The 12,611-nt window shown below is 71.7% G+C and carries 11 protein-coding genes; 3 read left to right on the top strand and 8 right to left on the bottom strand.

The window, feature by feature from the left end; translation table 11 throughout:
* Positions 1 to 103 precede the first annotated feature (103 nt).
* Genes ACX1D3_RS00065 through ACX1D3_RS00075 form a run of 3 tightly spaced genes read right to left on the bottom strand, consistent with a single transcriptional unit; the run spans position 104 to position 2,203 of the window.
* A complete protein-coding gene (locus ACX1D3_RS00065) occupies positions 104 to 793 on the bottom strand; it encodes an N-acetylmannosamine-6-phosphate 2-epimerase (protein ID WP_458994946.1) in 690 nt (229 codons plus the stop codon).
* 37 nt (positions 794 to 830) lie between these two features.
* Positions 831 to 1,760 (bottom strand): ROK family protein, encoded by a 930-nt coding sequence (locus tag ACX1D3_RS00070; RefSeq protein WP_458994947.1) that lies wholly within the window; start codon positions 1,758 to 1,760, stop codon positions 831 to 833.
* Entirely contained in the window at positions 1,757 to 2,203 is a 447-nt protein-coding gene (locus tag ACX1D3_RS00075) for a dihydrodipicolinate synthase family protein (protein WP_458994948.1), read from the bottom strand. Before ACX1D3_RS00075 ends, ACX1D3_RS00070 begins: the two co-directional genes overlap by 4 nt.
* Between ACX1D3_RS00075 and ACX1D3_RS00080 the strand changes: the two genes are divergently transcribed.
* Both ACX1D3_RS00080 and ACX1D3_RS00085 read left to right on the top strand, forming a co-directional pair.
* Positions 2,099 to 2,608, top strand: a complete 510-nt coding sequence (locus ACX1D3_RS00080; protein ID WP_458994949.1) for a FadR/GntR family transcriptional regulator — start codon at positions 2,099 to 2,101, stop codon at positions 2,606 to 2,608. The two genes, ACX1D3_RS00075 and ACX1D3_RS00080, sit on opposite strands and share 105 nt — an antisense overlap.
* 208 nt (positions 2,609 to 2,816) lie before the next feature.
* Positions 2,817 to 3,422, top strand: a complete 606-nt coding sequence (locus tag ACX1D3_RS00085) for a GNAT family N-acetyltransferase (protein WP_458994950.1) — start codon at positions 2,817 to 2,819, stop codon at positions 3,420 to 3,422.
* Between the two features lie 126 nt (positions 3,423 to 3,548).
* Here ACX1D3_RS00085 and ACX1D3_RS00090 read toward each other — a convergent pair whose 3' ends face one another.
* From ACX1D3_RS00090 to ACX1D3_RS00110, 5 genes are all read right to left on the bottom strand, one after another.
* Entirely contained in the window at positions 3,549 to 4,877 is a 1,329-nt protein-coding gene (locus ACX1D3_RS00090) for a serine hydrolase domain-containing protein (RefSeq protein ID WP_458994951.1), read from the bottom strand.
* A 71-nt stretch (positions 4,878 to 4,948) separates the two neighbouring features.
* The gene (locus tag ACX1D3_RS00095) at positions 4,949 to 6,556 is read right to left on the bottom strand and encodes an alpha-amylase family protein (protein WP_458994952.1); all 1,608 of its coding nucleotides are present in this window, start codon (positions 6,554 to 6,556) and stop codon (positions 4,949 to 4,951) included.
* Positions 6,557 to 6,750: 194 nt separating this feature from the next.
* Entirely contained in the window at positions 6,751 to 8,142 is a 1,392-nt protein-coding gene (locus tag ACX1D3_RS00100) for an ABC transporter substrate-binding protein (protein WP_458994953.1), read from the bottom strand.
* Between the two features lie 64 nt (positions 8,143 to 8,206).
* Entirely contained in the window at positions 8,207 to 9,151 is a 945-nt protein-coding gene (locus tag ACX1D3_RS00105; protein WP_458994954.1) for a carbohydrate ABC transporter permease, read from the bottom strand.
* An 11-nt stretch (positions 9,152 to 9,162) separates the two neighbouring features.
* A complete protein-coding gene (locus ACX1D3_RS00110; protein WP_458994955.1) occupies positions 9,163 to 10,074 on the bottom strand; it encodes a carbohydrate ABC transporter permease in 912 nt (303 codons plus the stop codon).
* 258 nt (positions 10,075 to 10,332) lie between these two features.
* Between ACX1D3_RS00110 and ACX1D3_RS00115 the strand changes: the two genes are divergently transcribed.
* The gene (locus ACX1D3_RS00115) at positions 10,333 to 12,594 is read left to right on the top strand and encodes an alpha-galactosidase (RefSeq protein ID WP_458994956.1); all 2,262 of its coding nucleotides are present in this window, start codon (positions 10,333 to 10,335) and stop codon (positions 12,592 to 12,594) included.
* Positions 12,595 to 12,611: the final 17 nt, after the last annotated feature.

Raw genomic sequence — 12,611 nt, forward strand, 5'->3', positions numbered from 1 at the left:
GGAGGACGGCTGGTCCGCCTCCACGTTCCTCGCTGGGGAGCCACTCATGTGCATCTGCACGGCCCAGGCTCTCCAGCGGGAAGGACGCCGGCGATGGCCCGGATCAGCCGACTGCGGGTGCGGGGAGGGCCTCGGCGAACCAGCGGGTGAGCGTCGCGGGGTGCGTGATCGCGGTGCCGACGACGACGGACCAGGCGCCGCGGCGCATCGCCTCAGCCGCGTCGGCGGGAGTGTGGAGGCGTCCCTCGACGATCAGGGGCCGGTCCGCAACCGCAAGCATCTCGTCGACGGCCTCCCAGTCCGGGCCGTCGGTCTTGGGCCGTTCGCCCGAGTAGCCCACCAGGGTGGTGCCGACGAGGTCGGCTCCCGCCTCCTGCGCGGCGACGGCGTCGCCGGCGGAGCCGCAGTCGGCCATCACGAGCACATCCGGGAAGCGCTGCTTGAGCCCCGCGATGGTCTCGGCGAGGGAGAGCCCGTCAGGACGCGGGCGGCGGGTGCCGTCGAGCGCCACCACCTCGCACCCCGTCTCGGCCACCGCGACACAGTCGGCCAGCGTCGGCGTGATGTAGACGCCCTCCTTGCCCACCTTGACCAGCCCGATGATGGGCACGTCGACGGCGGCGCGGATGGCGCGCAGGTCGTCCAGCCCCTTGGCGCGGATCGCCGCCGCGCCCCCGATCACCGCCGACTGCGCCACCTGGCTCATCGTCCGCGGGTCAAGCATCGGCTCGCCGGGATACGCCTGGCAGGACACCACCAGCCGGCCGCGGATCGCCTCGGTCACGTCACTCATCTCAGTCCTCTCGTCGTGTCCGTGGATGGTCCACGGCTCAGTCCACCCGCGCGCCGACGGCGTCGAACACCGTGCGCGCGGCCCCCAGGATCGCGGCCTCGGGCCCGAGGGCCGCGGGCTCGATGGCCAGGCCCTTGAGCACCGGCACCACCTCGCCGCGACACGCGTCGCGCAGCGGCCCCCACCACTCGTCGCCGGCGCGGGCCACTCCCCCGCCGATCACCACACATTCCGGGTCCAGCACCGTCGCGACACCGGCGATCGCTCGCCCCAGCGCGACGGCTGCCGCCGCCACCACGCCCCGCGCGGGCTCCGCGCCAGCGGCGGCCAGCGCCATGATGGCCGGCCCCGTCAGCGCCCCGCCCGCGACGGCGGCGTACGCCCGCTCGATCGCCGGCCCCGCCGCGACGGCCTCCAGGTGCCCCTCGACCCCGCACGGGCAGCGGAGCCCCTCCGCGCCGGGCGTGGGGATGTGCCCCATCTCGCCGGCCACGTGGTGCGCCCCGGTCCACAGCCGGCCGTCGAGCACGACGGCGCCGCCCACCCCGGTTCCGACGGCCACCATGAGCATCGATGAGCGCCCCCTGCCGGCGCCGAGCCACGCCTCGCCCAGCGCGTGGGCGTCGACGTCGTTGCGCACCTCGACGGCGTGGGCGTCGCCGAAGCCGAGCCGGGAGCGCAGCCCCGCCGCGACATCGGTGCCCACCCAGGAGGCGAAGGTGTCGGTCGCGGAGATGATCGACCCGCGGGTCGCGTCCACCACCCCGGCGGTCCCGACGCCCACCCCGGCCACGTCGTCGAGCCCCTCCACGGCCCTGGCGACCAGCGACGCGACGGCGTCCAGCACCGCCTCGCCGCCGTCGAGCGCGGGCGTGGGCGCGGTGAGCGCCTCGCCCATGGTCCCGTCCGGCGCGACGACCGCCACCGCGATCTTCGTGCCGCCGAGGTCGACGCCAACGGCCCTCACTGCAGGAGCCCCACCTCGACGAGGATGTCGCGGATGGCGGCGGTGTCGTCGTCCGTGAGGCCCTCGAGCGGCGCGGGCATCGCGGCGGAGTCGATCACGCCGAGCAGCGCGAGCGCGGCCTTGAACGCGCCGATGCCGCCCGCGTCGCCGGAGCGGCCCTGCGGCACGAACGCGATGTCGAACAGCCTCGCGATGCGGTTCTGCTCGTCGCGGGCGGAGGCCCAGTCGCCGGCCCGAGCGGCGTCCCGCAGGCGCGTGTAGGCGGCGGGGTCGACGTTGGCCAGGCCGGGGACCGCGCCGTCGGCGCCCAGCAGGTACATGCCGTCGACCATCACCTCATGGCCGGTCAGCAGCGCCAGGGGGCGGCCGGCGCGCTCGTTGGCGGCCACGAGGCGGCGGAAGCCGACGTCGTCGCCGGAGGAGTCCTTGACGCCGGCGATCACGCCGTCCGTGCCGAGGCCAGCGGGCTGGATCAGACGCTGGCGCCGTCGGTGGTGGAGCGCATGAACGCGGCCGCGGCCGAGGAGCTGGGGCAGCTGTGTGACGCGATGGCCGCGCACAGCTCACGCGACGAGGCGTTCGCGGCCGAGGACCGGGCGTTCCACCTCACGCTGGCCTCCCTGCTCGACAACGAGCTGTACGAAGACCTGGTGGGGGCGTTCTGGGATGTGCACACGCGCCTCGCCCCCCGGCTGGGCGTGCCCACCCCCCGCGACATCTCCGACACGGTGGATGCGCACCGGGCGATGTTGGACGCCGCCGTCACCGGAGACCTGGAGGCCTACCGGGCGGCGGTGGAGAACCACTACGCGCCGCTCTTGAGGGTCCTGGATTCCGCCCCCGCCTGACCTCGCACGCGCTGCCGATCGCTCCCGCAGCGGCTCCGCATACCCGCCCAAGTCCTCGCGGGTCGCGGATGCGGTGTGCGAGGATGCCGGGTACGCCTCGTGGCGCGCGAGCCGCCTCGCACTCCGCTGAACGACTGGAACAGTGGCCGCGCGGTGGCCCACGTGCGCCGGGGCACCCCCGGGAAGCGAGCGAAGGAACCACGGAACAATGAACTGGATCGAACTGGTCGGCTACATCGCCTCGGCGTTCGTGGTGCTGTCCTTCGCGATGAGTTCCATCGTGAAGATCCGCACCATCTCGCTGGTCGGCTCCGTGTTCTACGTCGCCTACGGCGTGCTGATCGGCTCGATCCCGATCATCCTCGCCAACGCCACCATCGTCGTGTTCCACTGCATCGCGCTGTACCGGGAGTTCGGCAGCAGGTCCGAGCTCGGCGCCACCCCCATCGCGCCCGACGCACCCTTCCTCGTCGACTTCCTGCACTCACACCTCGACGACATCCGCACGTCCCAGCCCGAGTACGAGCAACGTCCGGCGGACACCGCCTTCGTCCTCATGCGGGAGGGGATGCCGGCGGGCGCGGTCCTGGGCACGCGCGACGGCGACACCCTGAGCCTCACGCTCGACTACGTCCTGCCCGCCTACCGCGACTCCCAGCTGGGCAGGTGGATCTACGGGTCGCGCACCAGCGCGCTGCGTGCCCACGGCATCCGGGAGGTGACCGCCTCGCCCACCACCGAGGCCCACCGCCACTACCTCGAGCACGTCGGCTTCGAGCGTCGCGGCGAGGCGCTGGCCAAGACCCTCGCCTGAGCGCGGAGGAGGTCCCCCAGTCCGGGCGTCCGCGCTCAGGGAGGGGTGGGGTGGTGGCTGATCCTGGCAGTTCTCCGCGGTCGAAGCCCACCGCCTCACCCACTGCAGGCCGCCGAGGCACCGCTCTCACCCCAGCCGCGACACCAACTCCGCCACGAGCTCGCCCACCCGGAGGTCTTCGCGCGGGACCCCGGGGCTGAAGCCCATCCGCACCACCACCAGGCCGGCCGACGGCACCACGTACAGCCGCTGACCGTCGTGCCCATTGGCCGAGTAGGCGTCAGCGGGCAGCGACTCGTCGACGAGCGACCCGTCGGGCAGCTGGTTCACCCACCATCCCGCCGCGTACCCCTCCTCCTCGCTCTCGGCGACCTCGGTCACCGTCGTCGAGTCCGCCATCCAGCCCTCCGGCAGCATCCGCGCCCCCTCCCAGACGCCGTCCTGGAGGGCGAACTGGCCGATGCCCGCCCAATCCCGCGGGGTGGCCCACAGGTAGGAGCTGCACACCGGCAGCCCGGTCGCGTCCGCCTCCCAGACCGCCGACGACAGCCCCAGCGGCGCGAGCAGCTCCCGCCGCGGCAGGTCCGCGCCCACCCCCGCCCGCTCCGTCAGGACCGAGCAGAGCAGGTTCGTGCCCCCGCTGGAGTACTGCTGATAGGTGCCGGGCGCGTGCGCCGACGGCAGGCCCGCGACATAGCCCGCCATGTCCTCCTCCAGGTAGAGCATCCGGGTGATGGGCGTGCCCAGGTCGTAGGTCTCGTCCCATTCCAGGCCGCTCGTGCCGCGCATGAGGTGGTCGACGGTGATGTCGCGGCGGGCGTCCGTCCACTCCGGGCGGAGCGCGGCGTCGTCCACCGCGACACTCCCCTTCTCCACCAACACCCCCGTCAGGAGGTTGGCGACGCTCTTGGCCATGGACCAGCCGAGCTGCGGTGTCGCGGCGGTGAACCCGTCGGCGTAGCGCTCGGCCACCAGCTCGCCGTCGTGGAGGACGACGACGGCGCGGGTGCCCAGCTCGTCGCGGGCGGCGGCGTCGAGGTCGTCCCCGAACGCCCGGCCGACGGCGGCGTCAATCTCCGGAGAGGGGGCCGGGGCGGGCGCGGAGGTCAGCGCGTTGGGGCTGATGGGCGTCGGCTCGCCCAGGTCGGGCGCGGCGTCGGCCAGCGTGCAGCCGAAGCCGTCGGCGTACCAGGCGCGCTGGGCGGCGAGCGCGCCGAGCACCGTGGTGCGGGCGCCGTCGTCGGTGGTGCTGGTGCGCAGGTACGGCACGAGCGGGTTGGGCGGCAGATCGTCTCCGGCGGGCCGGTCCGCGAGGTGCGTCAGCGCGCACGCGTTGTGGGCGGCGTAGCCCGTGCCGGTGAGGAGGAGGGGGCGCGCGTACCAGTACCCGGCCGTCCCCGCCGCGAGCGCGACCACGACGACCCCCACCACAACCCTGACCACCCACCGACGCATGGCCCGAATCTAGCCCCAGGGTCCCGGACGCGGGGCCGGGGAATCGTGATCGGTGGCGCCGCGACCGCGGGTCAGGAGGGGGTCCCTCCCTCGACGGCGTCGAAGGGGTCAGCGCCCTCGTCGGCGAACCAGTCGTAGCGAACGGTCCCGCCGCCCGACCCCCACAGCGACGGCGTGGCGGTGTGCAGCCAGTCGAGCGGCTCCACTCCCCCGGGCGTCCCGCCGTCGAGCGCCGTCCGCAGCGCGTTCGAGAGGTCCTCGTCGACCCGATCGGTCCTCGTCGCGGGGTCCACCGAGACGAACAGCGCGGTGCCCGAGCGGGCGATGAGGTCCAGGAACTGGCGGTTCTTCGCCCAGTCCGTCCCGGGCGTGCTGGGCACGCAGTCCGCATCGACGGTGAAGAACCGCCCGTGCTGCGCCGCTCGGAACGCCAGCGTGTTCACCCCCACCCGGCGGGTCCTCTCCCACACCAGGCCGGAGGTGTCGTCGCCCGTGCGCTGCGCCTCGACGAGACCGGCCGCCAGGTGCCCGACCACGTTGCACCCGAGCACGACGCCGTCGTCGCCGGCGGCCTCACGGATCGCGCTGTAGAAGTCCACCAGCACCTCGGCGGTGGTCCGGGTCCTGTCGTGCACGTGCACGCCGTCGGCGACGGGCCGCGGCCCCATCGTCGGGCCCCACTGGCCGAGCGCCTCGAACGTGGAGAAGTCGTGCTTGATCAGCTCGAAGCCCCAGCCGCGGATGCGGCGGACGTCGGCGGCCACCCGCTCGAGCGTCGTGGGGTGGCTCGGGTCCAGCGCCCATCCGCCCTCCCATGGGCGCAGCCCACCCAGGTCGGGTTCCCAGCGGTGCTGGAGCGGCCGGAACCAGATGCCCGGCCGCACCCCCTCCGCCGCGATCCTCGCCGCCACCTCGGCCATGTCCGGGAACTCGACCGGGCGGCCGACGTCCCACGGGCCTCCCGACGCGGGCAGCCCGTCGGCGGTGCCGTCGAGGCTCCAGCCGTCGTCGACGACGCCGAACGGGCGGACGGGATGGTCGCCGACGAGCTCGGCGACGGTGCGCGCGTCGCGGACGACCGCGTCGGCGTCGAAGTCGCGGCCGTAGGCGTAGTACCAGTTGTTGGCTCCGACGAGGGGGCCTGTGGCGCGAGGGTCGCGGCAGAGGGCCGCGGCGAGCCCGCACTGGACGGCGAACGGGGCCCCGCCGTCGACGAACCGCACGACGGCGGCCGGCAGGGTGCGGTCGCCGAGGAGGACCGGGTCCGAGCCGGCGCGCACGTCCATCCAGAGGGAGACTCCGGCGTCGTCGACGGTCCAGAAGGCGAAGGCGCCTGCCCGCACGTCGACGCCGCCGCCCCAGGTGGACCCGGCCGACGGCGAGTGGACCAGCACCATCCACGGGTGCGGAACCTCGGCGCGCAGCGGCTGCCAGCAGGTGTCGCCGTAGGTGCGTTCCCAGGCGTCGCCGAGGACGAGCGCGTCGGCGGGGAGGTCGCGGCGCCAGCGGAGGTGGATGCGGCTGAGTTGACGCCCGGCGGCGGCCGCGACACTGACGGCCAGGCCGTCGCCGTCGGCACGGAAATCGACGGCGACGCCCGCGGCCTGCGGGCTGCCCCAGGCGTCGCGGGGCCCGGACTGGACGCGGACCAGGTCCGGCGTCGGAACGGTGGTGATCATGGTGGGTCCTCCCGGGGTGGTGGTTTGAGCCGATGGATGGGTTCGCGGCGAGGCTCACGCGCGGTTCCCGCGGGGAGCCCGCCGCGAACCCATCCATCGGCTCAACTCCCCCCACCAGCCAGGCCGGACAGGCGAGGGGCCGGGCGGTCGCCCGCCCGGCCCCTCGTCGATCAGTGGATCAGTGGTTCAGTGGATCAGCCGTTGAACAGGGCGTTGACCTGCTCGTTGGCGGCATCCAGGGAGTCCGCGTCCGCCGCGCCGGTGAACACCGCGTCGACCGCCGGCTGCATGATGCCGGTGATCTGCGAGGCGTAGTCGGTGATCGGGAAGAGGAACGTGGTGCCCTCGTTCACGTGCACCAGGAACGGCTCCACGTCGATCCCGCGCTCCGCGAAGGCGGCCTGGGCCTTCTCGGTGGCCGAGGGGATGGCCGGGAAGACGACGCCGGCCTCGCCGACGAGGTCCTGGCAGGCAGCGGAGCCCAGGTACTCGACCCACTTGATGGCCGCGGCCTTGTTGTCCGAGCCGGACCACACCGAGTCGGCCAGGCCGTTGTACATGGAGGCGCGCTCACCGGAGGGGCCGACCGGGGTGGGGGCAAGGCCGGTCTCGATGCCGGTGTAGCCGAACATCTGGTTGATCATCCACGAACCGTTGGTGATCATGGCGTACTTGCCCGCGCCGAAGATGTCGCCGGAGCTCTGGCCGGTGACGGCCTCGACGGTGGGCATGTAGCCCTTCTCGGCCAGCGACGCCATCCAGGAGATGGTGTCCTTGAACTCGGCCGCGTCGTAGTTGTACTTGGTGCCCCAGGGGTTCTTGTCGGTGATGGTCCACCCGGTGGTGCCGGAGTACATGCTCCACTGGGTCTGGCCGTTGCCACCGCCCGAGCCGCCGTCCAGGCCGAGGCCGTAGACCGCGACCCGATCCTTGTCGAAGCCGGGCTCGTCGCCGCGCACGCCGTTGTTGTCGATGGTGAGGTGGGCGATCATCTCCTCGTAGGTGCCGCCGTCCTCGGGGTTCCACTCGAGGGTGGCCAGCTCGGCCTCGTCGACGCCGGCGTCGGCGATGAGGGCCTTGTTGTAGAAGATGGCGACGGTGTCGAAGTCCTTCGGCAGGCCGTAGCGCTCGCCGTCCTGGCCCACCCAGAGGTCCGCGAGGCCCTCCTGGTAGTTGGAGACGTCCACGCCGTCGGCGTCGAGGGTCGCGGTGAGGGGCTGCAGCTGGCCCTGGGTGACGAACTCGGGGTACTTGGACAGGTGGTTGGTGAACACGTCCGGGGCGGTGCCGGCGACGAAGCCGTTGGTGATGCCGGACCAGTAGTCGTCCCACGCGTACTGGGTGATGGTCACCGAGACGCCGGACTCCTCCTTGAAGTCCGCGGCGCACTGTTCGTAGGCGGGCTTCTGGTTGTTGTCCCAGAGCCAGTAGTCGATCTCGCCGGAGGCCGCGCTGGTGTCGATGGCGTCGCCGCCGCCGCTCGTGGCGGCGGGCTCGGTGTCGCCGCCGCAGGCGGTCAGCGACAGGGACAGGGCGGTGACGGCCGCGAGGGCGGTGCCGGCCTTGCGGAGGGTGAACTTCGGCATTGCATTTCCTTTCAGGAAGGGTGGGGAGAGAGGACGGACGGAGGACGGAGGCGGCTGGATCGGGCTACTTGCTGCCCGAGTAGCCGATCGAATCGATGATCTTGCGGGCGAAGGCGAAGAACAGGATGAGGACGGGGATCGCGGCCACCAGGGTCGCGGCCATGAGACCTGCCCAGTCCGGCGAGCCGGCGGGGGTCTGCGAGCGGAACACGCCGAGCGCCACGGTGAGCACCTTGGTGTTCTCCGAGTTGCCCACCAACAGCGGCCAGAAGTAGTCGTTCCAGGTGCCGATGAAGGTGAGGATGGCCAGGGTGGTGATGGGGGCGGTGCTCATCGGGAGGATGATCCGGAAGAACGTGCGCCAGGGGCCCGCGCCGTCGAGCGACGCCGACTCCTCGATCTCCCGGTTGATGCCCAGGAAGAACTGGCGCAGGAAGAAGATCGCGAACGGGGTCATGAGGAACGACGGGAGGATCATGCCGGGGAAGGTGTTGAGCAGCCCGAGGTTCTTGATGAGGATGAAGTTGGGCAGGCTGGTGAAGATCGGCGGCACGAGCAGCGCGCCGAGGAAGATCCCGAACACGACGTTGCGGCCGGGCCAGCGGAGCCGGGCGAAGGCGTAGGCCGCCATCGCGGAGAAGAACACCTGGCCGATGGTGACGGCGCCGGCATAGATGACGGAGTTGCGCAGGTAGAGCCAGAAGTTCACCGACGCCCCGGAGCCGCCCTCGGCGATGGCCTCCTCCTGGGTGGCCAGGCCGAGCACGCGCCTGAAGGCGCCGAGGGTGAAGTCCACCGGGAGCAGCGACGACGGGTCCGACGACAGGGACCTGGTGGTGGACAGCGCGGTGCGGAGCATCCAGTAGAACGGGAAGAGCGACAGGATCAGGAAGGCGATCATCGCCGTCCAGGCGAGGATCCGTCCCGCGCTCCACTTCTTCCGGGCGCGCTTGACGGGCGCCTCGGTGGTGGTGTCGGCGTGAGCGATGGTGTCAGCGTGATTGGCCATGACGGGTCTCCTTACGCCAGGTCCGACTCGCCGGCGCGCAGCATCCGCAGTTGGATGGCGGCCAGGGCGGCGAGGATGATGAAGAGGATGACGGCCAGCGCGCTGCCGTACCCGAACTGACCTTCACCGAAGGCCTTCTGGTAGATGTAGTACTGCATCACGCGGGTGACGTTGACGGGCCCGCCTCGCGTTGTCACGGCCACCGTGTCGAACACCTGGAACGAGCCGGTGACCGTGATGACCAGGATCATCGCCAGCACGGGGCGCAGCAGCGGCAGCGTCATCCGCCAGAACGACGTCCACTCGGACGCGCCGTCGATGGCGGCGGCCTCGTAGATGTACTTGGGGATGGTCTGCAGGCCTGCGAACACCAGCAGCGCGGTGTAGCCCATGTGGCGCCACACGTTGACGAAGGCGATGGTGGGGATGGCCCACATCTCGTCGGCGAAGAAGGCGATCTTGGACAGCCCGAGCCACTCGATGGCCTGGTTGATGAGGCCGATCTGGTAGTCCAGCAGCCAGAACCACAGCATGGCGGCGATGACGTTGGAGATCAGCCAGGGCAGGAGCAGGGCTCCGCGCAGGGCGATCGACTTGGTGAGCCGCTGCATCATCACGGCCAGCAGGATCGCGATGACGGTCTGGAAGCCGATGTTGAGGATCACGTAGCCCGTGGTCACCCACATGGCGTTCCAGAACAGCGGGTCAACGGCGATCTTCTCGAAGTTCTCCGTGCCGATCCAGGTGGGCGTTCCCAGGATGTTGTACTGCGTGAAGCTGAAGTAGACGCCGCGGATGGCCGGCACGAGGTAGAACACCACGAAGCCGACGGCCGCGGGAAGGATGAACAGCATCGCCGTGCCGAGCTCGCTCCTGCGCTTGCGGCCCGAGTCGAGGCCTTTCTCGATGGTTCCTGTACTCACCACATTCCCCTCTTTGGGATTGGCCCCCGGCATCTCTGACGGGGTTGTGCGGGTTTGCATGATGGAATCTACACGCGTCACATCGGGAGCGCAACATCCCGTTATCGAATCGTTATCGGGCAGAATTGACGCTTGCGCTGGCACCCACCTGGGTGCAACCATGATGTCTACATGCGTAGATGATCGACGGACACCGCAGTTCCACGCCGCGCCGGTCACTCCCCACCAGCACCGCCCAGATCCAGGAGGATCCTCACCATGAGCCATCGCGTCCACGCGTTCGTGACCCTGTCCGCCGAGGGGGTCGGCGTCGTCGTCGACCTCACCGACGGCCGGCTCCCCGCACTCCTGCACTGGGGCCCGGAACTCGGCAGCCTCACCCTCCACGATGCGGCCGCGCTCGCGCTCAGCGCCGTCCTGCCGGTGGCCCCCAGCATGGTCGACGACCCCACCCGCCTGGCGATCCTCCCGGAGCACTGGGCGGGCTGGATGGGCCGCCCCGGGCTCAGCGGGTCCCGCGCCGACGGCGCCGCGTGGTCGCCGAAGTTCGTCACCCACACCCTCCTCGTCGACGGCGTGGAGACCGACGCCGGGGCCGAGCAGGCCACCCTCGTGGAGCTGGGCCTGGGCAGCCTCACCGTGCTCGCCGCCGACGACGTGGCCGGCCTCGAGCTGGCGCTCACCCTCGAGCTCACCCCCGGCGGCGTGCTGCGCAGCCAGGCTCGGCTCACCAACACCGGCGACGACGACTACCGCGTCGACGACCTGATCCTCGCCTACCCCGTCCCCGCCGTCGCCTCCGAGCTGCTGGACCAGGCGGGCCGCTGGGCCAAGGAGCGGGTGCCGCAGCGCCGCGCGTTCACCGTGGGCGCGCACGTCCGCGAGGGCCGCAAGGGCCGCACCGGTGCGGACGCCGCGACGGTCCTGCACGCCGGCGTGCCCGGGTTCGGCTTCGCCGACGGCGAGGTGTGGGGCGTGCACGTGGGCTGGTCGGGCAACCACACCCACCTGGCGGAGCGGAACTTCACGGGCGAGCAGGTCATCGGCGGCGGCGAGCTCCTGCTCCCCGGCGAGGTCACCCTCGCGCCGGGCGCAGCCTACGAGTCCCCCTGGCTGTACGGCTCCTACGGCGTCGGCCTCGACGAGGTGGCGCGCCGCTTCCACCGTTATCTGAGGTCGCGGCCGCAGCACCCGTCGACGGTGCGTCCGGTGACCATCAACGTGTGGGAGGCCGTGTACTTCGACCACTCCCTCCAGCCGCTGCTGGAGCTCGCGGAGAAGGCGGCCGCCGTCGGCGTGGAGCGCTACGTGCTCGACGACGGCTGGTTCGGAGGCCGCCGCGACGACCACGCCGGCCTCGGCGACTGGGTGGTGTCCCCCGACATGTGGCCCAACGGCCTGCACCCGCTGGTGAACCGGGTCACGGAGCTCGGCATGCAGTTCGGGCTGTGGTTCGAGCCCGAGATGGTCAACGTGGACTCCGACGTGGCGCGGGCCCACCCCGAGTGGATCATGGCCACCGGCTCCCGGCTGCCGGTCGAGACCCGCTTCCAGCAGGTGATCAACCTGGGCATCCCCGAGTGCTACGCCTACATCCGCGACCAGATGCTCGCCATCCTGGCCGAGTACGACATCAGCTACATCAAGTGGGACCACAACCGCGACCTCGTCGACGCGGGCACCCACCCGCTCGGCCAGGCGGGCGTGCATGCCCAGACCCAGGCCGTCTACCGGCTGATCGACGAGCTGAAGGCCGCCCACCCCGGCCTGGAGATCGAGTCCTGCTCCTCCGGCGGCGCCCGCGTGGACCTCGGGATCCTGCAGCGCACGGACCGCGTGTGGGTCTCCGACTGCATCGACCCGCTGGAGCGCCAGCAGATGATGCGGTGGACCCAGCAGCTGTTGCCGCCCGAGCTGTTGGGCTCGCATATCGCCTCGGGCACCTCGCACACCACGGGCCGCACGCACGAGCTCAACTTCCGCGCCGCCACCGCGATCTTCGGTCACCTGGGGATCGAGTGGGACCTGCGTCAGGCGTCGGAATCCGAGCTGGAGGAGCTCACCGAGTGGGTGGCATTCCACAAGGAGCACCGCTCACTGCTGCACGGCGGCGACCTGGTGCGGCTGGACTTCCCCGACGAGTCGCTCACCGCCACGGGCGTCGTCGCGCCGGACCGGTCGCGGGCCATCTTCTCCTACGCCGCCGTGTCGACGTCGGTGACCAGCCTCCGCGGCCGGCTCCGGATGCCGGGGCTGGACCCGAAGCGCCGCTACCGGGTGTCGCCTGCGCTGGTGGGCCGGGTCCCGTCAGGGCTGCGCCCGCCGTCGTGGTGGGGCGTCAAGCGCGACATGACCACCGAGACGGTGGACCTCACCCACGGCCGCCCGCCGAAGCTGGTGCCCGTGGCCGACCAGGCAGGGGTGGTGCTGCCCGGCAGCGTGCTCGCGTCCGCCGGTCTCATGGAGGCCTCGGTGCACCCCGACCACGCGCTGATCTACCTGGTCGAGGCCGTCGACTGAAACGTCGTGCGGCCCAT

The organism is Tessaracoccus yangjingae, from assembly GCF_054483935.1.